This window comes from Streptomyces sp. NPDC023157 (assembly GCF_055560575.1).
Map to the genome: position 1 here is coordinate 514,932 of NZ_JBVHIL010000002.1, position 19,681 is coordinate 534,612.

General features: G+C 73.6%; 18 protein-coding genes and 1 tRNA gene. 13 read left to right on the forward strand and 6 right to left on the reverse strand.

The window, feature by feature from the left end; all coding sequences use genetic code 11:
• The first annotated feature begins 3 nt into the window (after positions 1–3).
• Positions 4–1,269, forward strand: coding sequence for a cation:proton antiporter (locus tag ACZ3ZE_RS07970; RefSeq protein ID WP_467257946.1), 1,266 nt, complete (start codon positions 4–6; stop codon positions 1,267–1,269).
• Here ACZ3ZE_RS07970 and ACZ3ZE_RS07975 read toward each other — a convergent pair.
• Positions 1,252–2,010, reverse strand: coding sequence for a DUF2071 domain-containing protein (locus tag ACZ3ZE_RS07975; protein WP_467257948.1), 759 nt, complete (start codon positions 2,008–2,010; stop codon positions 1,252–1,254). The genes ACZ3ZE_RS07970 and ACZ3ZE_RS07975 overlap by 18 nt on opposite strands.
• Positions 2,007–2,333 carry a metalloregulator ArsR/SmtB family transcription factor gene (locus ACZ3ZE_RS07980; RefSeq protein ID WP_361173673.1) on the reverse strand — a complete coding sequence of 109 codons (327 nt, stop codon included), beginning with the start codon at positions 2,331–2,333 and terminating at the stop codon, positions 2,007–2,009. The genes ACZ3ZE_RS07975 and ACZ3ZE_RS07980 overlap by 4 nt, the downstream gene beginning before the upstream one ends.
• 301 nt (positions 2,334–2,634) lie before the next feature.
• On the opposite strand from ACZ3ZE_RS07980, the gene ACZ3ZE_RS07985 reads away from it, so the two are divergent.
• Complete coding sequence (locus ACZ3ZE_RS07985) at positions 2,635–3,225, forward strand: cysteine hydrolase family protein (protein ID WP_467257951.1); 591 nt, start codon at positions 2,635–2,637, stop codon at positions 3,223–3,225.
• A gap of 125 nt (positions 3,226–3,350) precedes the next feature.
• Here ACZ3ZE_RS07985 and ACZ3ZE_RS07990 read toward each other — a convergent pair whose 3' ends face one another.
• Positions 3,351–4,568: an alpha/beta hydrolase family protein gene (locus ACZ3ZE_RS07990; protein WP_467257954.1), complete on the reverse strand. Its 1,218-nt coding sequence runs from the start codon at positions 4,566–4,568 to the stop codon at positions 3,351–3,353.
• A 132-nt stretch (positions 4,569–4,700) separates the two neighbouring features.
• On the opposite strand from ACZ3ZE_RS07990, the gene ACZ3ZE_RS07995 reads away from it, so the two are divergent.
• Positions 4,701–5,492 (forward strand): hypothetical protein, encoded by a 792-nt coding sequence (locus ACZ3ZE_RS07995; RefSeq protein WP_361173455.1) that lies wholly within the window; start codon positions 4,701–4,703, stop codon positions 5,490–5,492.
• Positions 5,493–5,637: 145 nt separating this feature from the next.
• Here ACZ3ZE_RS07995 and ACZ3ZE_RS08000 read toward each other — a convergent pair.
• Positions 5,638–5,725 (reverse strand) — tRNA-Leu (locus ACZ3ZE_RS08000).
• 298 nt (positions 5,726–6,023) lie between these two features.
• On the opposite strand from ACZ3ZE_RS08000, the gene ACZ3ZE_RS08005 reads away from it, so the two are divergent.
• The 10 genes from ACZ3ZE_RS08005 to ACZ3ZE_RS08050 all read left to right on the forward strand — a co-directional run bounded on the left by ACZ3ZE_RS08005 (position 6,024) and on the right by ACZ3ZE_RS08050 (position 17,974).
• Positions 6,024–6,227 (forward strand): cold-shock protein, encoded by a 204-nt coding sequence (locus ACZ3ZE_RS08005; RefSeq protein ID WP_007502648.1) that lies wholly within the window; start codon positions 6,024–6,026, stop codon positions 6,225–6,227.
• Between the two features lie 90 nt (positions 6,228–6,317).
• On the forward strand, positions 6,318–8,015 hold the full coding sequence (locus ACZ3ZE_RS08010) for a DEAD/DEAH box helicase (protein ID WP_467257957.1): 1,698 nt from the start codon (positions 6,318–6,320) through the stop codon (positions 8,013–8,015).
• A 199-nt stretch (positions 8,016–8,214) separates the two neighbouring features.
• On the forward strand, positions 8,215–10,638 hold the full coding sequence (locus ACZ3ZE_RS08015) for a GMC oxidoreductase (protein ID WP_361630622.1): 2,424 nt from the start codon (positions 8,215–8,217) through the stop codon (positions 10,636–10,638).
• Positions 10,635–12,635, forward strand: a complete 2,001-nt coding sequence (locus ACZ3ZE_RS08020; protein ID WP_467257960.1) for a hypothetical protein — start codon at positions 10,635–10,637, stop codon at positions 12,633–12,635. Before ACZ3ZE_RS08015 ends, ACZ3ZE_RS08020 begins: the two co-directional genes overlap by 4 nt.
• Before the next feature lie 5 nt (positions 12,636–12,640).
• A complete protein-coding gene (locus ACZ3ZE_RS08025; RefSeq protein WP_361173442.1) occupies positions 12,641–13,756 on the forward strand; it encodes an esterase/lipase family protein in 1,116 nt (371 codons plus the stop codon).
• On the forward strand, positions 13,753–14,682 hold the full coding sequence (locus tag ACZ3ZE_RS08030) for an acetoacetate decarboxylase family protein (protein ID WP_361173439.1): 930 nt from the start codon (positions 13,753–13,755) through the stop codon (positions 14,680–14,682). Before ACZ3ZE_RS08025 ends, ACZ3ZE_RS08030 begins: the two co-directional genes overlap by 4 nt.
• A complete protein-coding gene (locus tag ACZ3ZE_RS08035; protein WP_361173436.1) occupies positions 14,679–15,164 on the forward strand; it encodes a hypothetical protein in 486 nt (161 codons plus the stop codon). The genes ACZ3ZE_RS08030 and ACZ3ZE_RS08035 overlap by 4 nt, the downstream gene beginning before the upstream one ends.
• A complete protein-coding gene (locus ACZ3ZE_RS08040) occupies positions 15,161–15,574 on the forward strand; it encodes a hypothetical protein (RefSeq protein WP_467257963.1) in 414 nt (137 codons plus the stop codon). Before ACZ3ZE_RS08035 ends, ACZ3ZE_RS08040 begins: the two co-directional genes overlap by 4 nt.
• Positions 15,571–16,917, forward strand: coding sequence for a patatin-like phospholipase family protein (locus ACZ3ZE_RS08045; protein ID WP_361173430.1), 1,347 nt, complete (start codon positions 15,571–15,573; stop codon positions 16,915–16,917). Before ACZ3ZE_RS08040 ends, ACZ3ZE_RS08045 begins: the two co-directional genes overlap by 4 nt.
• 169 nt (positions 16,918–17,086) lie before the next feature.
• Entirely contained in the window at positions 17,087–17,974 is an 888-nt protein-coding gene (locus ACZ3ZE_RS08050) for a hypothetical protein (RefSeq protein WP_363293410.1), read from the forward strand.
• Between the two features lie 120 nt (positions 17,975–18,094).
• Here ACZ3ZE_RS08050 and ACZ3ZE_RS08055 read toward each other — a convergent pair whose 3' ends face one another.
• Together ACZ3ZE_RS08055 and ACZ3ZE_RS08060 are read right to left on the reverse strand one after the other, a co-directional pair.
• The gene (locus ACZ3ZE_RS08055; protein WP_361630613.1) at positions 18,095–18,949 is read right to left on the reverse strand and encodes a S1 family peptidase; all 855 of its coding nucleotides are present in this window, start codon (positions 18,947–18,949) and stop codon (positions 18,095–18,097) included.
• 126 nt (positions 18,950–19,075) lie between these two features.
• Positions 19,076–19,630, reverse strand: coding sequence for a helix-turn-helix domain-containing protein (locus tag ACZ3ZE_RS08060; protein WP_361173421.1), 555 nt, complete (start codon positions 19,628–19,630; stop codon positions 19,076–19,078).
• Between the last annotated feature and the right edge of the window lie 51 nt (positions 19,631–19,681).

Sequence of the window (19,681 nt, forward strand, 5' to 3'; positions counted from 1 at the left end):
TCCATGCACTCGTCCGCCGTCTTCCTCATCGAGTTCGGTGCGATCATCCTCGGCCTCGGCCTGCTGGGCCGGCTGGCCGGACGTCTGAAGTTCTCACCCATCCCGCTCTACCTCCTGGCCGGTCTCGCCTTCGGTGAGGGCGGGCTGCTCCCGCTCGGCGCGAGCGAGGAGTTCGTGGCCATCGGCGCCGAGATCGGCGTCATCCTGCTGCTGTTGATGCTGGGCCTGGAGTACACGGCGACCGACCTGGTCACCAACCTCAAGACCCAGTACCCGGCCGGTCTCGTGGACGCCGCCTTCAACGCCCTGCCCGGCGCGGTCGCGGCCCTGCTGCTCGGCTGGGGCCCGGTGGCCGCCGTCGTCCTGGCCGGAGTCACCTGGATCTCGTCCTCCGGCGTCATCGCCAAGGTCCTCGGCGACCTCGGCCGGCTCGGCAACCGGGAGACCCCGGTGGTCCTGAGCATCCTGGTCCTGGAGGACCTGGCGATGGCCGTCTACCTGCCGATCGTCACGGCCCTCCTCGCCGGGGTCGGCCTCGCCGCCGGCAGCGTCACCCTTGCCGTGGCGCTGGGCGTCGCCGGGCTCGTGCTCTTCCTCGCGCTCCGCTACGGGCGTCTGATCTCCCGTTTCGTCTCCAGCGACGACCCCGAGAAGCTGCTCCTCGTGGTGCTCGGCCTCACCCTGCTGGTCGCGGGGGTGGCCCAGCAGCTCCAGGTGTCGGCCGCCGTCGGCGCGTTCCTGGTCGGCATCGCGCTGTCCGGCGAGGTCGCCGAGGGCGCCCACCATCTGCTGAGCCCGCTGCGGGACCTGTTCGCCGCCGTCTTCTTCGTCTTCTTCGGGCTGCACACCGACCCGGCGAGCATCCCGCCGGTCCTGCTCCCGGCGCTCGCGCTGGCCCTGGTCACCGCCGCGACGAAGATCGCGACGGGCTACTGGGCGGCCCGCCGGGCCGGGATCTCCGCCAAGGGGCGGTGGCGGGCGGGCGGCACGCTGGTGGCGCGCGGCGAGTTCTCGATCGTCATCGCGGGCCTGGCCGTGTCCGCGGGCATCGAGCCCTCCCTCGGGCCCCTCGCCACCGCGTACGTCCTCATCCTCGTCGTCCTCGGCCCGCTCACCGCCCGCTACACCGAGCCCCTGGCCACCCGTCTGGGCCGCCTCTCCCGCCGCGGGCCGGACGCCGGGGCCGTCGCCGTGCCCTCCCCCGGGGCGCCCCCAAGGGAGGAACTGCTCGACCCGGTCGGCGACGGGCCGTCAGGCCGCGTGTCCTAGGGACCGGCCGGCGGGCGCCTCGACGGGCATGTCGGGGAGCGCCCGCCAGTGCACCGGGACGTCGCGCATGACCAGGACGGAGTCCAGGGTCGCGCTGCCCGCCGGGAAACGGGCGGGGTCGTCGAAGTAGGTGGACCGGGCCGCGGTGACGCGGCCCGGTTCGACGCTCCAGGCGTCTGTGTCGAGCCGCATGCCGTCCAGGGAGCAGCCGGAGCGGGTCTCCGACCAGCCCTTGCTGCCGGTACGGAAGAAGGCGGAGGCCTCGGCGAGGTCGGCGAAGAGTTCGCTGCCCTCCAGGCGGTCGGTGACCCGGGCGGTGACGTCGACACCCGTCAGCCCGTCCCGCGTCGTGTAGGCCACGCGCAGGGTGTCGGCGGTCTCCCGCACCTCGAAGTCGGCGTGTCCGTGCGCGCCGGGGAACACCCGGCCGCCGGCCCAGCGGTTGACCAGCGAGGCGGTGTCGCGGCGCGGGATGTAGACGCCGGTCTCGACGCCGTCCGCGCCGTCCCACTCGACGGCGATGCGGTGGGCCGCGTTCTCGCTGCGCAGCCCGACGGCGGCGGGCGCCCAGGCGGGCCGCACCGAGCCGAGGCGCAGCAGGCAGATCCCCGCGACGGCGTGGCCGCGCACCAGCTGCGGGCGCAGCGGCGCCGGGAGCAGCGGGGCGACGGCGTCCGGGGCGACGCGGTAGTTGACGAGGAGGCGCCGTTCGATGACGGAGGCGAGGCGCGGGGGTCTCATGCGTTCTGCTCCTGTTCGCGGGCGTCGCGGCCCGTGCCGGCGCGCCACTTGGTGTGGCGCAGGACGATCTGCTCGGGGCACACGGCGCTGAGGAAGCGCCCCACGCTCGTGGCCAGCCGCTCCTCGACCAGGGAGTAGAGGATCCGGTTGCCGTCCCGCCGCTCGGCGACGAGCCCGGCGCCCTTGAGCACGCCGAGGTGGCGGGAGATGGAGGGGGCGCTGATGGCGAAGCGGCTCGCGATCTCCCCGGCGGCGAGCTCGCCGCCGGCGCGGAGGTCTTCGAGGATCTGGCGCCGGGTGGGGTCGGCGAGGGCGCGGAACACGCCCGCGTCGCCGTCCGGCCCGCGCGGGGGCTCGCTCGGGGACTCGCCCGGGGTGTCGCCCGGGGTGTCGCTCGGGGTGTCGCTCGGGGTGTCGCTCGGAGTGTCGCTCGGAGTTTCGGTCACGAAGATCTTTTTAGCATCTTGGCTAAGTAGCTAACAACGGAAGCCCGAACCGATGTCCGGATCTGCAAGTCGCATGACATTGCCGCCATCGGGGCGGCGTTCGTAGCGTGGAGACACGGCACCGGTCCCTCGCCCGGACACCGTTCCCACCCGCACGTCCTCCCGGAAGGGCACACCCATGTCTGCCACCACCCTGCGCGACCTCAACGGCTTCGACCCGACCCCCGCCTCACTCGCCGGCGCCACGCTGCTCCTGATCGACTACCAGAACACCTACACGCGCGGCGTGATGGAGCTGGACGGATGGGAGGCGGCCCTCGACTCCGCCGCCGGACTGCTGGCCCGCGCCCGGGCGGCCGGCGCGAAGGTCGTCCACGTCATCAACGACGGCGGCGAGGGCACCCCGTACGACATCCGGACCGAGATCGGGCAGATCCACCCCCGGGTAGCGCCCGTCGAGGGCGAGACCGTCGTCGTGAAGACCGTGCCGGACGCCTTCGTCGGCACCGACCTGGCCGAGCACCTCGACGCCGCCGGCACCAAGGACCTCGTCGTCGCCGGGTTCATGACCCACATGTGCGTCGCCTTCACGACCGCCGCCGCCTTCCTGCGCGGCGACCGCCCCACCGTCGTCGCCGACGCCTGCGCCACCCGGCCGCTGGGCACCGCCGCCGGCGAGGTGACGGCCGAGGAGCTCCACCGGGGCGCGCTCGCCACCATCGGGGACCTCTACGGGGTCGTCGTCCCGAACGGCGCCGCGCTCGACTGAGCCGGGCGGCACGGGAGTCCAGGGGCGGCACGGGGGTCCGCCCCCTGGACTCCTCACGGCGTCACGGCGTCACGACGTCACGACGTCACGGCCTCACGACGTCACGGCCTCACGACGTCACGGCCTCACGGCCGGTGGAACCTCACCTCCGGGTGCAGCGGGCTCGGCCCCGCGAGGAGCGGCTGGGGCACGCCCCGCAGGTGCCGGTCGAAGAAGGCGCCGACGTACGCGCGGGTGACGGCGATCGCCCGGTCGGCCGGGATGTCTCCGGCGGGCAGCCCGAAGTGGCGCTGGAGCACCGGCCCGTCGGAGAAGCTGAAGTGGTCGGTGCCGGACACCGTCAGCCAGCGCTTCCAGCCGCCGAGGAGCGGCCAGGTGGTGTCCCAGGTGGCGTCCTTGCCGCCGGGCCGGTGCATGTCGTCGTCCGTGCCGAGCATCAGGAACGGGCGCCCGCCGAGCCCCTGCGCGGGCAGGGTGTCCCAGAACGCGCCGTCCATGTTGACGCCCGCGTCGATCCGCCGGTCCAGGAGCATCGCCGTGGCGGCACTGGCCCCGCCGATGGAGTGTCCGGCCATGCCGATCCTGCTCCGGTCGATCGCCGCCGCGTACTTCCACGCGGGCCGCGGGCCGGTCAGGCGGTCGAGGAGGAAGCGCATGTCCGCCGCGCGCGCGGCGGTGACGACGCCGCCGGGCACCCCGCCCTCGTCGAGGGCCTTGCAGGCCACGCAGGTGAGGACCCGTCCGTCGGGCACGGAGGTGCCGGAGGTCTCGTAGGCGTGGTCGACGGAGGCCACGACGTAGCCGCGCGAGGCGAGGTCCGCGGCGAGGCTGGTGAGGGTGAAGCGCGGCACGCCGAAGCCGGGTGAGAGCAGCACCAGCGGGTGCCGCCCCGGCGCGGGCCGTACGCCGGTCTCGCTGTACGTGTCCATCCCGGCGAGCGCCCGCGCGGCCGCAGGGTCCTCGACGCGGACGCCCGCCAGGAGCAGCCGGGCCTCCGCCTCGGTCGCGTACGGGGCGGGGGCGCCGTGCGACCGGCGGACCGCCGGGTAGTGCAGGGTCACCATGAGCTCCCGGCCGTCGGCCGTGGGCACCCACGGGTCCGTACGGGAGCGGTCGACGAGGTGCAGGACGGTGCTGCCGACACGCTCCTCGCCGGTGGGCGCGGGCAGTTCGAGCGGGGCGCGCGCCGGGACGGCGGCGGGCGCGTGGGCCGGTCGCGGCGCGGTGAGGGAGGACGCGCCCGTGGCACGGGGCGTCGCGGCGTGGGCGGGCAGCACCGTCGCGGGTAAGGCGAGGGCGCAGGCCAGGAGGGCGGTCGCGGCCGCCCGGGTGGGTGTGAACATGAGGACGACGCTACGGCGGCGGGCCGGGCACCCACGTCAACCCACGGTCGGACCCGGTGGCAGGGGCGTACACCGGAAGTCTGATCGTTCCGCGTACGCTCACGACGCTGCCCCATGCGACGAGGAGGACCCATGAACGCCGACGACGGAGGACGGCAGCAGTTGGACGCGGCAAGCGTCCTCAACGCCCGCACGACGCTCGTCCAGCTCCTGGCCCGGGCCGGGGTCTACGCCGGCGACGCGGAGGAGCTGATCGGTCTGATCGAGGCCGGCGCCCTCGCCCTCGCCCACCAGGAGGTCGACGGGTTCGCGCACACGGCCCCGCGCGGGGCGGACGAGCGCTACGGCTCCGGCTGGCTCGACGGCGCCCGGGCCGCCGCCGACGGCCTCGGCGGGATCGCCGAACAGGCCCTGCGGCAGGCGCTCGCCGCGGGGGTGTCGGACCGCACCGCGGACGACCGGCCGCCCGTCGGCCGGATGGAGCTGGAGCGGGTCAAGGTCGCGGTCCTGCCGCTGTACCTGTCGTTCACCGACGTGTCCGACCTCGACCCCGAGGCCACCGACCAGGTCCTCAAGGCCCTCCTCGCCACCCTCACCTCCCGGGAGCGGGCCGGATACCCCGGGAGGATCACGGAGTTCGCCACGCTCCACCACGCCCGTCTTGAGCGCCTGTTCGAGGAGTACGGTCCCGGCAGCGCCATCGCGATCCACGGCCGGTACTCCCTCGTCCACTCCCCCACCAGCCTCGCCGTCCTGGAGCGTCTGCTCGGGGACCCGGCGCCGCTGCGGGAGGAGTGGGACGCCGCCGAGCTGCCGCCCGCCTGGCTGGACGGGCTCCTGACGGCCTGGGAGCGGTCGGCCCCGGCCGGGTCCGACCGTCACTTGTGCGCACGGACGCGTGAAGGCCGAACGAAGGCCAAATGAAGGGGAGACGCCGGTGATCTTGGGGGCGCAGAGGGCGCGGCAGGGCGTACCAGGGGCGCACCGGCGGGCTCGGGCACGCGAAACGCCGCGCGGCGGTGGCCCGGGAGGGTTCCCGGGCCACCGCCGCGCGGCGATGATCCTGATCTGGTGTCCGAGGGGGGACTTGAACCCCCACGCCCGATAAAGGGCACTAGCACCTCAAGCTAGCGCGTCTGCCATTCCGCCACCCGGACAGGTGTGTTGTCGACCATGGAGTGTTCCCCTCGGCGACGTAGATCAATCTACCAGGCGCGCAGGGCGCCTCCCACCGCGTTCTCCATGGTCAGCCCCATGATCGGCGCTGCGGCCGACCTCGCGGTCGATCATGGATTCGACCCCGGGATCGACCCCATCGCGGCGCCAAGTATGTTAGGCTCTAGGCGTTGCAGTTGTGGTACCCATGAACTTGCGTCTGACGGGAATACACTCCTCAGGCGCATTTTGTTTTCCGGCATCTCCGGATGGGGCCTCTGCCTACAGAAGGAGAAGGTCATGGCACAGGGAACCGTGAAGTGGTTCAACTCGGAAAAGGGCTTCGGCTTCATCGAGCAGGACGGCGGCGGCCCGGACGTCTTCGCCCACTACTCGAACATCGCCACCCAGGGCTTCCGTGAGCTGCAGGAGGGCCAGCGGGTCTCCTTCGACGTCACGCAGGGCCAGAAGGGCCCGCAGGCCGAGAACATCGTCCCCGCCTAATCGCGCCGGACGATATCTGCTCACCGGGGTCCGCACCGATTCGGTGCGGACCCCGGTTTTGCGCTGTTCTCCAGGAAGGTAGTCCCCCGCATGTCCCGCAAGGCCCAGAAGCCGACCCGGCGCGCCACATCGCCCCAGACCTCGGCAGCGCCGCCGAGGGAGTTCCGCCTGCCGGAGAGTACGACTCCCGCACTTCCTCCCGTCGACGACTTCGCCGCCCTCGACATGCCCGCCGGGCTGCTGAAGACCCTCACCGCGCAGGGTGTGACCGCGCCGTTCCCCATCCAGGCCGCCACGCTGCCCGACTCGCTCGCCGGCCGTGACCTGCTCGGCCGTGGCCGCACCGGCTCGGGCAAGACCCTCGCGTTCGGTCTCGCGCTGCTCGCCCGCACGGCCGGCCAGCGGGCCGAGCCGAAGGCGCCCCTCGCCCTGGTGATGGTGCCCACCCGTGAGCTCGCGCAGCAGGTGACGGACTCCCTCACCCCGTACGCCACCGCGGTCAACCTCCGGCTGACCACCGTGGTCGGCGGCCTGTCCGTGACCAAGCAGGCCAACGCCCTGCGACGCGGCGCCGAGGTCCTCGTGGCGACCCCCGGGCGGCTCAACGACCTCGTCGAGCGCGGCGACTGCGTCCTGGACGACGTGCGCATCACGGTCCTCGACGAGGCCGACCAGATGACCGACATGGGCTTCATGCCTCAGATCACGCGGCTGATCCAGCAGGTGCGGCCCGGCGGCCAGCACATGCTGTTCTCGGCGACCCTGGACGGCAACATCGACCGCCTGGTCCAGCGCTTCCTGAAGGACCCCGTCGTGCACTCCACGGACCCGTCCGCGGCCTCCGTGACCGCGATGGAGCACCACGTGCTGCACGTCCTGGACGAGACCGACAAGAAGGCCGTCACCACCCGCATCGCGGCGCGCGACGGGCGGGTCATCATGTTCATCGACACCAAGCGGGCGGCCGACCGGCTCGCCAAGCGGCTGCTCACCGCCGGCGTCCACGCCGCGGCCCTGCACGGCGGCCGTTCGCAGAACCAGCGGACCCGCACCCTGGACCAGTTCAAGAACGGCCAGGTAACCGCCCTGGTCGCCACGAACGTCGCGGCCCGGGGCATACACATCGACGATCTCGACCTCGTGGTGAACGTCGATCCCCCGACCGACCACAAGGACTACCTGCACCGCGGCGGGCGCACCGCGCGCGCCGGCACCTCCGGCAGCGTGGTCACGCTGGTCCTGCCCGAGCAGAAGCGGGAGATGTCCCAGCTGATGACGCACGCGGGCATCAGCCCCCGGACCACCCGGGTCACGTCGAGCGACCCGCAGCTGTCGGAGATCACCGGGGCCCGCGAGCCCTCCGGCGTGCCCGTCATCCTGGAGGTCCCGCAGCCGACGCCGCCGAAGGCCGCCCGCCCGGCGCGGAAGTCCGGCCCGAGGACCAGCACCAGGACCGGCGCCGGCCGGACCGGCGGCAGGACCGGGGACGCCACGAACGACGGCCCGAAGACCCGCGCCGCGGGCGCCCCCCGGACCGGCGCCGCCTCGTCCGACGAGTCCGGCACCCGGTCCCGCCGCCGTCGCCCCGCCACCGGCGGCGGCCAGGGCACCGGTCAGAGCACCGGCCAGGGCGGCGAGCGCCGTGCCGCTGCCCGCGGTTCCGGCCGGGGCACGTCGGCCGGTTCCGGCCGCGGTACGTCCGCGGGCTCGGCCACCGGCGGCACCGGCGCCGCCCGGGGCCGCGGCGACTCCGCCCGCAGGGGCGGCCGTCGCGGCACCGCGAGCTGACACTCCGCCCTCCGGCGGCGAAGCTCCCGGCGGTACGGGTCCTCCACTGAGGTGACCCCGTACCGCCGGGAGCTTCGTGCTGTCACGCGTTCGCCGCGCCCCGTCCCCCGGACGCCCCGTCCGCTTGGTGCGGAGGGGCGCGGGACCCTAGCGTCGAATCGGGATGGAATGTCCCGAGTCGCCCGTGAGGGGATCGCCGATGAGGCACGCAGTCGATGCCGCAGTCGAGACCGAGGTGGACGGCGTCGACGTCGTCGTCGTCGGATCCGGCTTCGGCGGGTCGGTCGCCGCGCATCAGCTGGCCGACGGCGGACTGTCCGTCGTGGTCCTGGAGCGCGGCCGTCCGTACCCTCCCGGCAGCTTCGCCCGGACGCCCGCCGCCATGGCCCGCAACTTCTGGGACCCCAGCGAGGGCCTGCACGGGCTGTTCGACCTCTGGTCCTTCCGCGGCCTGGAAGGCGTCGTCTCCAGCGGTCTCGGCGGCGGGTCGCTGATCTACGCCAACGTGCTGCTGCGCAAGGACGAGAAGTGGTTCGTCCACGAGTCGCCGCTGCCCGGCGGCGGGTACGAGAACTGGCCGATCGGCCGCGGCGACCTCGATCCGCACTACGAGCGAGTAGAGCGGATGCTCGGCGGCACGCCCTACCCGTACCCGGACACGCCGAAGACCGCCGCCCTGCGGGAGGCCGCCGACACGCTCGGCCTGGATCTGACCCGGCCGCCGCTCGCCGTCTCCTTCGCCTCCCGGCCGGGCGGGCCGCCGGTGCCGGGCGCCCCGATCCCCGAGCCCGCGTACGGCAACCTCCACGGGCTGCCCCGGGAGACCTGCCGGCTGACCGGCGAATGCGACATCGGCTGCAACCTCGGCGCCAAGAACACCCTCGACCACACCTACCTGTCGGCCGCGCGCCACCGCGGCGCCGACATCCGCACCCGCTGCGAGGTGCGCGGCTTCGCCCCGCTGCCCGGCGGCGGCTACGAGGTGCGGTACGTCGTCCACGACCCGGACCGCGAGGGGCACCGCACCGACACGAGCCGGCTGCCCCTGCGCCGCATCCGGTGCGGGCGGCTGGTGCTGGCGGCCGGCACCTTCGGGTCGACCTTCCTGCTGCTGCGCAACCGTGCCGCGCTGCCCGGTCTCAGCACGGCCCTCGGCACCCGTTTCAGCGGCAACGGCGACCTGCTCGGGCTGGTCCTGAACGCCACCGGCGGCGCGGCGGGCACCGCGCCCCGGCGGCTGGCGAGCAGCACCGGGCCCGTGATCACCAGCGCGATCCGGGTCGGCGACGAGCTCGACGGGGACGGCTCCACCGGGCGCGGCTACTACGTCGAGGACGCCGGCTACCCGGCCTTCGTGGACTGGCTCGCCGAGGCCGTGCAGGTCCCCGGCAGCGTGCGCCGCACCCTGGGCTTCGGCCTGGACCAGGTGCGGTCCCGGTTCGGCCTCGGGTCCGGTCCCCGGTCCCACATCAGCGGGCGGCTCGCGCGGCTCCTCGGGCCCGGAGTCTTCTCCGACTCGGCGCTGCCGCTGCTCGGCATGGGCCGCGACGTCCCGGACGGCCGGATGCGCCTGCGCCGGGGCTACCTGGACGTCGACTGGACCACGCTCACCTCACGCCGCTACTTCGAGCGGGTCCGCGCGACCATGGCCGACGTGGCCGGGGCGCTCGGCGGCGAGTTCCACGACAACCCGCTGTGGTGGACGCGCCGGGTCATCACCGTGCACCCGCTCGGCGGGGCGCCGATGGGGCGCCACCCCGGCGAGGGGGTCTGCGACGCGTACGGCGAGGTCTTCGGGCATCCGGGACTGTACGTGCTCGACGGCGCCGTCCTGCCGGGCCCGGTGGGCGCCAATCCGTCGCTCACGATCGCCGCGTTCTCCGACCGGGCCTGCCGCCGCATCCTGGAGACGCGGGGGGCACGGCCCTCGACGGCGGCGGATGCGGCGACCACGTCAGGGGCGACGGCTGCGGCAGCGGCTGCCGACGGCAGCGGGGAGCGGCCCACCAGTCTGTCCTTCACCGAGGAGATGAAGGGGTACGTCGCCCTCGACGTCGCCGACCCCGAGGAGGGCCGGAAGCTCGGCCGGGCGCGCGGCCAGCGGATGATGTTCCGGCTGACGATCACCGCCGACGACGTGGACCGCTTCGTGGCGGACCCCGCGCACGAGGCCGGGGCGGTGGGCCATGTCGAGTGCGACGTCCTCGGCGGGCGGCTGCCCGTGGAGGCGGGCTGGTTCAACCTGTTCACCCGCGACGGCGACCCCACCCGGCGCCGGATGCTGTACCGGCTGCACCTGCGCGACCCGGGCGGGAACCCGCTCACGCTCGTCGGGCGCAAGGAGGTGCACGACGACCCCGGGCTGGACGTCTGGAGCGACACCTCGACCCTGTACGTCCGGGTGCTCGCCGGGCACGTGCCGGCGGACGGCGACGCGGCCGCCCCGGTGCTCGGCGCGGGCGTCCTCGTCATCCTCGCCACCGACTTCGCCCACCAGATGACGACCTTCCGGACCTCGGGGCCGCATCCCGCGCGGGCGCTCGAAGGCTTCGGGCGCCTGTTCCTGGGCGAGCTGTGGAGTGTCTACGGAGCGCACTTCACGTCGGCCGAGGAGTCCCCGTGAAGGTGCGCGAGCTGCGCGGTCACGCCGACGCGCTCGGTTTCACCCCGCAGGAGCCGGTGCGGTGGCTGGCCCCCGGGGAGCTGGCGCGGACGGCGGTCAAGGTGGTGCTGGCGGCGGTCTTCGCCGGGTACGCGGACAAGCGGGAGTTCCAGGGGGTGCTGGCGGCGGAGCTCCTGGAGGCCCCGCCGGGCAGGCCCGAGGCGCGGGAGCTCTGGTTCGACTTCGTGGCCGACCTCGGCGACGGCTTCGACGCGACGAGCTCGGTGGCGTGGGCGCTGGCTGCGGAGGAACTCTCGGTCCCGGCGACGGGCTCCGGCACCCCCGGCGACGGCTCCCTGGGCGAAGACTCCCCCGACGACGCCACCCCCGGCACCGCCACCCCGGTCCCCGGCGCTCCGGGCGCCGCGCTCAGGAACGTACCCCTGCGGCTCCCCCGGGGCTCGCTGCTCGTGCTCGGCGGCGACGAGGTGTACCCGACGGCGTCGGCGGCGGGGTACGAGGACCGGATGAAGGGTCCGTACCGTGCCGCGCTGCCCGAGGCGGCGGAACCGCCGCTGATGGTCGCGCTGCCGGGGAACCACGACTGGTACGACGGGCTCACCGCGTTCCTGCGCATGTTCGCGCAGCAGCGCCCGATCGGCGGCTGGCAGACCCGGCAGACCCGTAGCTACTTCTGTGTGCGGCTGCCCGAGCGCTGGTGGCTGGTGGGCCTGGACAGCCAGCTCGGCTCGTACTTCGACGATCCCCAGCTGCGCTACTTCCAGGAGCATCTGTCGGCGCACCTGCTGCCGGGGGACGGCGTGATCGTCTGCTCGGCCGAGCCGACCTGGCTGAAGAGCGCGGACCGGAACGCGGACGCCTTCAACGCCCTGCACTGGTTCGACCGGAACGTCGTCCGCCAGCACCTCGACCGGGACACGGGCGAGCGGCGGCCCACGCACGCGGCCGTACGGCTCTGGCTGACCGGCGACCGGCACCACTACGCCCGGTACGCCGAGCTGCTGCCGGACGACCCGCCCGGCGCCCCGGGCACCGGCCCGGGCGCCCCGGTCCCCGATCCGCGGCGGCGCCAGATGGTGACCTGCGGTCTCGGCGGTGCCTATCTGGCCGCGACCCACCGGCTGCCGCCGGTGCTGCCGCTGCCGCCGTACGGGTCGCGGCTGCGGGACAAGGACGACCCGCCGGTGGAGTTCGCCCGGATGGCGGCCACGTACCCCGACGCCGCGGAGTCCCGCCGGCTCACCCGGGGCATCGCGGTGCCCTGGTCGGGGCGCTGGCTGCCGTTGCGCAACGCCGGCTTCGCGCCGCTCGTCGCGGTGGTGCACGCCGTGCTCTTCCTGCTGTCCAGCTTCCTGTTCGCCCTCGCGGAGGGCGTGACGCGGCCCGTCGACGCCGTGCGCCGGGCCGGTGTCGGCGACGTCTGGGGCTTCGGCGCCGTGTGTCTCGGTGTGGCCGGGGGGCTGCTGCTGCTCGGGTTCCTGGGCCGGCTGCTGCGGAGGCGGCGGGCGTCCCCGCCGTCGCGCGCCGCGGTCGCCTCGCTGGCGCAGGCGACGGTCGCGCTGGCGGCGCTCGCCGTCACCGTGGCCCTGCGCTTCCCCGCGTCGTGGCCCGGCTGGGCGGTGCTGCTCGTCTGCCTGGCCGTCGCCGCCGGGTTCGGCGCGTTCGTGGGCTCGGGCGTCTTCGCGCTGTGGGTGCTGTCGGCGCGCGCCGGGCCGGTGGCGGAGTGGCAGATGTCGGGCCAGTCCATCGAGGAGTACAAGGGCTTCCTGCGGCTGCACATCGCCCCGGGCGGCGACCTCACCGTCCACCCGCTGGCCCTCACCGCCGTCTGCCACGACTGGGAGCTGGCCGACGACCCGACCGGCGGCCGGTCCCGCCACGCGCCCGACGCGGCGCCGGCGGTACGGCGCCTGGTGCCCGCGAAGCTGCCGGTGCCCGTCCGCCATCCGACGGTGCGGCTGATCGAGGAGCCCTTCGTGATCTCCCGGGGAGCGTGACCACCATGACCCGCAGACCTCCCGCCACCGGCCCCGGACCGTCCACCGGCCCCCGCCCCGGACCGGCCTCCGGAACCCCGGCCGCTCCCCCGATCCGCCGTGACCACCGCACCGAGGTGCTGCCGCTGGCCGCGCTCGACGGGCGTCCGCTGACCCTGGTGCACGTCCAGGGGAAGCACCCGCCCACCCGGGGCCCGGTGCTCGTCGTGCACGGTGCGGGTGTACGCGCCGAGCTGTTCCGGCCGCCGCTGCGCCGCACCTTCGTGGACGCGCTGATCGACGCCGGCTGGGACGTGTGGCTGCTGAACTGGCGGGCCTCGATCGACCTCGATCCGGTGCCCTGGACGCTGGACCAGGCCGCCGCGTACGACCATCCCGCCGCCGTGGCGCACGTCCTCGCGGCGACCGGTGCGGACCGGCTCAGGGCCGTGGTGCACTGCCAGGGCTCGACGTCGTTCATGATGGCCCTGACGGCCGGGCTGCTCCCCCAGGTGGAGGTGGTCGTCAGCAACGCGGTGTCGCTGCACCCCGTCGTACCGCGCCTCTCCACCTTCAAGCTGGCCCGCCTCGCCCCGGTCGTCGCGCGTCTGATGCCGTCGCTCTCCCCCGCCTGGGGTGACCGGCCGGCGGGCGCGCTGTCCCGGGCGCTGGTGTGGTTCGTGCGCGCGACGCACCCGGAGTGCCGCAACACGGTGTGCCGCATGGTCAGCTTCACGTACGGCAGCGGCTGGCCCGCGCTGTGGTCGCACGCCAATCTCGACGAGGCGACGCACGACTGGATCCGTGGCGAGTTCGCCGAGGTGCCGCTGACCTTCTTCGCGCAGATGAACCGGTGCGTCCGGGCCGGGCAGCTGGTGTCGACGGAGGGCATCGAGGGGCTGCCCCGGGCCTTCGCCGAGCGGGCGCCGCGCACCGACGCGCGGATCGCGCTGTTCGCGGGCGAGGACAACCTCTGCTTCCTCGCCGAGAGCCAGCAGCGCACGTACGACTTCCTGAACACCCACCGGCCGGGCCGCGACTCGCTGCACCTGCTCCCCGGCTACGGCCATCTCGACGTGTTCCTGGGCCGCCGCGCGGCGACCGACACCTACCCGCTGATCCTTGAGGAGCTTGCCCGATGAACCGGTTGCTTGACCTCGCCCGGCTGGGGCTCTCGGCCCTGCCGTCACCGCTGCCGCGCCGCCAACGCCGGCTCGCCGGACGGCACTCGCTGGTCGACGGCATCCCCTTCGAACTGCCCGTCGACTCGGTGGACACGCCCGCTCTGATGGCCGGGTTCCCCGTCGACCGGCGGGCGGTGGCCCGGCTGCTGCCCGGCGACGAGCTGCACCCGGTGACGCTGCCCGGCGGCAAGGGGCTGCTCGTCATCACGGTCGTCGACTACCAGCGGACGGACATCGGCCGCTACATCGAGTTCTCCATCGCGCTGGCCTGCACGCACGGCCCGCGGCCGGCCCCGCCGCTGCTCCCCGGGCTGCTGCGGGGCGCCTTCCGCACCGGCCAGTACGTGGTGGACCTGCCCGTGAGCAGCGAGATCTCGGTCAGGGGCGGCAAGGGCATCTGGGGGATGCCGAAGCACCAGGCCAGTCTCGACTTCAAGGTGAGCGACACGGCGGTCTCCAGCCAGTACGAGGTGGACGGGCGGCTCGGGATGTACATCGAGGTCGAGCGCCCGCCGGCGACCGCGCTGCCGGTGAAGGCGGCGGCGGTCAACTACTGCGCGTTCCGGGGGATGCTGATGAAGTCGACCGTCTACCTCGACGGCGCGGCCGACGTCGCCGTCGGGCGGCGGGCCCGCGCGCGGCTCGTGCTCGGCGACCTGCCGCAGGTCGCGCCCCTGCACGACCTGGCCATCGCGGACGATCCGGTGTTCACCCTGTTCCTGCCGTCCGCGCAGGGGGTGCTCGACGACCACTTCGAGTGCTGGTTCCTCACGAGCGGGGAGCCGGGGCGGACGTTCGGGGAGGGGCTGGACAGCGTGGTCGGGCTCGGGCTCGGGCAGGAGTGGCCCGCGCCGCCGCGCCTGGACGTGGGAGCGCACCCGTGAAAGAGGCCCTGCTGCTGGTCAACGCCGTGTACTTCCTCTTCGGCGCGACGATGTACATGGGGACGATGTGGGTGCTGAGGTTCTTCCTCTATCCCACCTGGCGGTCCCTCACACCGGAGAACGTGGGCGACCACTTCGGCATCCCGACGACGCTCGCGACCAAGTTCTTCACGGTGGTCGTGCCCCTGATGTTCGTCTCCGGGATCGTGCTGGTGTGGAGCGAGTGGGGCGAGTGGTACGTCGTCCTGTCGGCGGTCTGTCTGGCGGGAATCGTGCTGCTCACGTACGTCGGTCAGCAGATCATCATCCCGATCAACAAGCGGATCCGGGCCGGGGATTTCGACGGGCCGGCCGGACTGACGCCGCTGCTGCTGCGCTGGATGCGCCTCAACGACATCCGTTTCGTCGGTTCGACGATCACCTGGGCGGCGATCGTCTGGTACATCGTCGCCAAGGGCGATCTGCTGGGAGCGCTGGAATGAGTGTGCTGCCGCCGTACGTCCGGCGGGACCTCCTGCGGGCGGTCCTCCTCCTGATCGGCGCGGTGACGGTGCTGACCGGCCTCGTCCAGCTGTGCGCGCCGGGGCCGGTGCTCGACCTGCTGTCGGCGGAGTCCACGCGGACCAGCCGCCATCTCTTCGCCACCGTGGGCATGTTCATGGTGGTCGTGGGCGGACTCCTCGTCCAGGCCCTGCTGACCCCGGCCCCTCCCCCGTACGTGCTGTTCTGGACGGGAGTGCAGAAGTTCGGCGCGTTCGCCCTGGTGGGCGTCGGCGTGATCCGGGACCTGTTCAGCGCCCTCGGCCTCGTGGTGGCCTTCTTCGACCTGGCCACGGCCCTGCTCCTGTGGCTGATGGCGCGCCGCCTGTCGACCGCGGCGGTGCACGCGTGACCCGGCGGTCGCTGGTGCTCGCGGGTGGCGGGATGCGCGTCGCCTGGCAGACGGGCGTGGTGCGGGCGCTGCGCGAGCACGGCCTGGTCTTCGACCATGTCGACGGGACCTCGGGCGGCATCATGACCACCGGGATGGTGCTGTCGGGCCAGGACCCGGCCGAGATGGGCCGGCGCTGGTCCGAGCTGAACGTACGGGACTTCAGCTCGCTGCTGCCGCTCGCGGACTACCTCAAGGGGCCCTGGGCCCTGCCCGCCCTCGGCGACGCCGACGGGATGGTGCGCGAGGTGCTGCCCGCGCTCGGCATCGACGTGGCGGCGATCCGGTCCTCGCCGGTGGCGGGCACGTTCAACGTGGCCGATTTCGTCAGCAAGACCTGCGTGGCCGTGCCGCACACGGAGATCGACCTGGAGCTGATGGCCGCGGGCATGTCCCTGCCCCTGTTCGTCCCGCCGCTGCGCCGCGGGCCGCGCGTGTGGACCGACGCGGTGTGGATCAAGGACGCCAACCTGACGGAGGCGCTGCGCCGCGGGGCCGACGAGGTGTGGCTCGTCTGGTGCATCGGGAACACGCCGTACTGGGGCGACGGGCCCCTCGAACAGTACGTGCACATGATCGAGATGAGCGCCGGCGGAGCGCTCTTCGCCGAACTGGACGCCGCTGCCGCGGCCCACCGCCCGTTCACCCTCCATGTCGTCGCGCCGCGCCACCCGCTCCCCCTCGACCCGGAGTTCCTGACCGGCCGGATCTCCGCCGACTCGCTGGTGGCGATGGGCTACCGGGACGCCTGGGAGTACCTCGGCTCCGCGACGCCCGCGGGCGTGCCCAAGGACCCCTCGTGCACGGTGATGCGGGAGCCCGTGCGCGGGGTGCGGTTCCGGGAACGCCTGCGGGGCGAGGCGGCCGGCGTCCCGCTCCTCCTCGACGTGACGGTGGAGCTCCCGCTGCCGCCCGCCGGCACCCCCTCCCCCGGCGCGCGGCTCGCCGGGCACGTCGACCACGGACCGTGGGGCGGCCGGGTGCTGCTCGCGGACGGCCGGGTCGAGTCCGACGGCCAGGGCGTCGACTACGTGGCGCGGGTGAACCTGTCCGGGACCTGGCGGGAACTCCGCGCCCACCGCGACCTGGCCGACGCCCCGGGCCCCGACCTGTGGGCCGACGCCCACGAGGCGGACTTCCACGCCGACGACGGCACCTCGGCCCGCCTGCGGCTCGGGCTCCGCGAGGCGGCCCGGACCCTGACCTCGCTCGAACCGTACGGGGCGCACGGCTTCCGGGACCGGGCGGAGGCCTTGGGAGAACTGGCCCGGGTGGGCCTGCGGCGGGCGCTGACCAGGCAGTGACCCGGCGCCCGCCCGAGCCCCGCGATTCACCCGATCGGCGTAGCCGAGCGCCCGGCCAGGCCCGCCCGCGCCCACACTGGTGAGCGTGCCGGGCCGGCCGGACCGACCGATCTCCTTACCGACCGATCTCCGTATCTCCGTATCTCCGAGTCGAGAGAGTCGCGACATCATGACTGGTGCGACAGATTTGCAGATCTCGTTCCACGAGGACCTGTCCGAAGCGGACCGGAGGAACGCGGAGCGTTCGGTGGCCTCCCTCGTGGAGTACTCCGTGGCGCGGTCCGCCCGGGAACGCGCCGACGAGGCCGAGCTGGCGGAGCTCACGCACGCGCTGGAGGCGCCGCTCGTACGGCTCGTCCAGGAGGACGCGGCCGCCGCGCGGGCGGCCGAGACGCTGGGCGCGCGCGAGGTGCTGCACCTGCGCGAGTCGGACGCGCTGCGGGAGGACGGCGCCTCCTACTTCCCGCCGCACGTACGGACGGACGTGCGCTCCGTGGGCTTCGTCCCGCCCTACGACTTCAGCTGGTCCTGGCACGACGGGGCGGGCTTCCCCCCGCACAGCCAGATCCTCAACCGCGCCACGGGAGAGGTGGGCCTGGACGCCCGGTCGGGCTCGGTCCCGGACGGGGTCTCCGGACTCGTCGCCGCGCACGCCGGGTTCGGGGTGGTCCTGCCGACGACGAACCCGGGACAGAAGTTCCCGCACGCCGTGCTCAATCCCGGCCGGTTCAGCTTCGTCCTGAAGACGGTCGGGGTCGGCGGCAACGCCACCTCGGAGGGCGGCTTCGAGCTGACCGTCTTCGAGGACGGCCGGTTCCTCGTCGGCGCGAACGCCCAGTTGTGGCGCTCGCGGATCAGCGGGGGCGAGGAGAGCAGGGGCGGCGACGGCCCCCGGCCGATGGCCGGTCCCGAGCTCCAGTTCACGATGGTCCCCGGCCGCTCGTACGTGTTCAACGCGGGGATCTGGGTCCTCAGCGACCGCTCGACGGGGATCGGCGCCGCGGCGGCGCAGTCGCTGCTGCAGGGCACGATCACCCGCATGTGGATGTTCGGCTGAGACCGGACAGCGGGGACGCGTCCGCCCGCCCGGTCTCCGAGGGACCGGGCGGGCGGTGTGCTGCGACTCGCGTCACCGCGTTACCGCGTTACGGCGTTACGGCGTTACGGCGTTACGGCGTTACGGCTTCGGCAGGGTGCAGCCCGGGCGGTTCAGGTCGATCACGTTGCCGGGGCCGACGCACGGGACGATCGTGTACGTCTCCTGGGCGTAGTTGATGCCCTGGCGGACGGTCACGGCGCCGTTCTCGTCGATCTCGCACGGGTTGTTCACGGTGCAGCTCTCACCGCTCTCGTTGCCCGTGTTGTTGACGGCGACGACCTTGCCGGTGGTCGTGTCGATGACCGGCGAGCCGGAGGTGCCGCCGATGGTGTTGCAGGAGGAGGTGTAGCGGACCGAGTCCTTCCAGGTCCAGTCGCCCTCCTTCATGCGGTAGACGAAGCCGTCGACGTTGCAGCTGTAGATCCGCTTCCAGTACCCGGACACGACCCTGATCGACGAACCCTGCGTCGGGCGCACGTCGTTGAGGGTGAGGGCGCCTATGCCGTACAGGCTCTGGATCTGCGCGTAGGTCTTGGTCACCTGGTAGATCGAGATGTCCGTGTCGGTCATCGTGCCGTACGAGATCTTGCTGGCGCGCAGCGTCGCGACCTTGGTGCCGGCCGAGTTGAGCAGCGAGAACGAGCGGGTGGAGCGCACGTCCTTGACGACCTCGCCGGCTCCCGGCATGCCGGTCTCCAGACAGTGCCCGTTGGAGAGGACGAGCGCGGGGTCGTTCGGCTGGGAGCTCGGCATGCGGACGAGCGAGCCGGAGCAGTTGCTGAGCGCGACCGTGCCGGCGAAGTCGACGGCGACGGCCGCCGTGGCCCGGTCCTTGGCCGCGGGAGCCTGCGGCGGCGCGGCCGCCATGGCCGGGGCCGCGGCCGCTCCGGTCAGGAGCAGCGCGAGCAGGGCGCCGACGAGAGGCTTCTTCATGTGGGGGTTCCCCTCTGATGACATGCAACCGAAGATCCTCCGGTTGTCATGTGCATTCTTGGAACCTCGGCACCAACCCACAAGAGGGCGTACGGAAATGAGACACCGTCACATCCGCCCCACCCGTCAGGCGCCCAGGACCTCCACATGGTCCCCCACCGCCACCACCAGCACCCGCGTCCCCGGCCCGGCCGCGCGCCAGCGGTGCCGGACACCGCCGGACATCAGCAACGAGTCCCCGCGCCCGAGGTGATGGACGCGCCCCTCGGCCTCCACCTCCACCGCACCGTCCGCCACGTACATCAACTCGTCGTTGCGGTGCCGGAATTCACGGTCCGCCTCCTGCTCGCCGGTGAACTCCAGCGCGTGCAGCTGGTGGCGGCCGCGCACCAGCGGCCGGACTCGCGCGCCCTCGCTGAGCCCGCTGTCGTCACCCGCCCGCACCACCTCGACCGTGCGGGTCTCGTCGGAGGCGGCGAGCAGTTGCACGGCCGTGGTGGCGAGCGCGTCGGCGATCAGCTGGAGCGACCGCATGCTGGGGCGCGCCCGGTCGTTCTCGATCTGGCTGAGGAACGGCGAGGAGAGCCCGCTGCGCCCCGCGACGTCGGCGAGCGTCAGTTCGAGCGCGCGGCGCCGTCGACGCACGGCCGCCCCGACCCGCGGCGTGTTCGCGCCCTCCATCGATGTCCGCCCTTCCCCGCCCTCGCGGCGCCCACCGCACCGTTTCTCCCT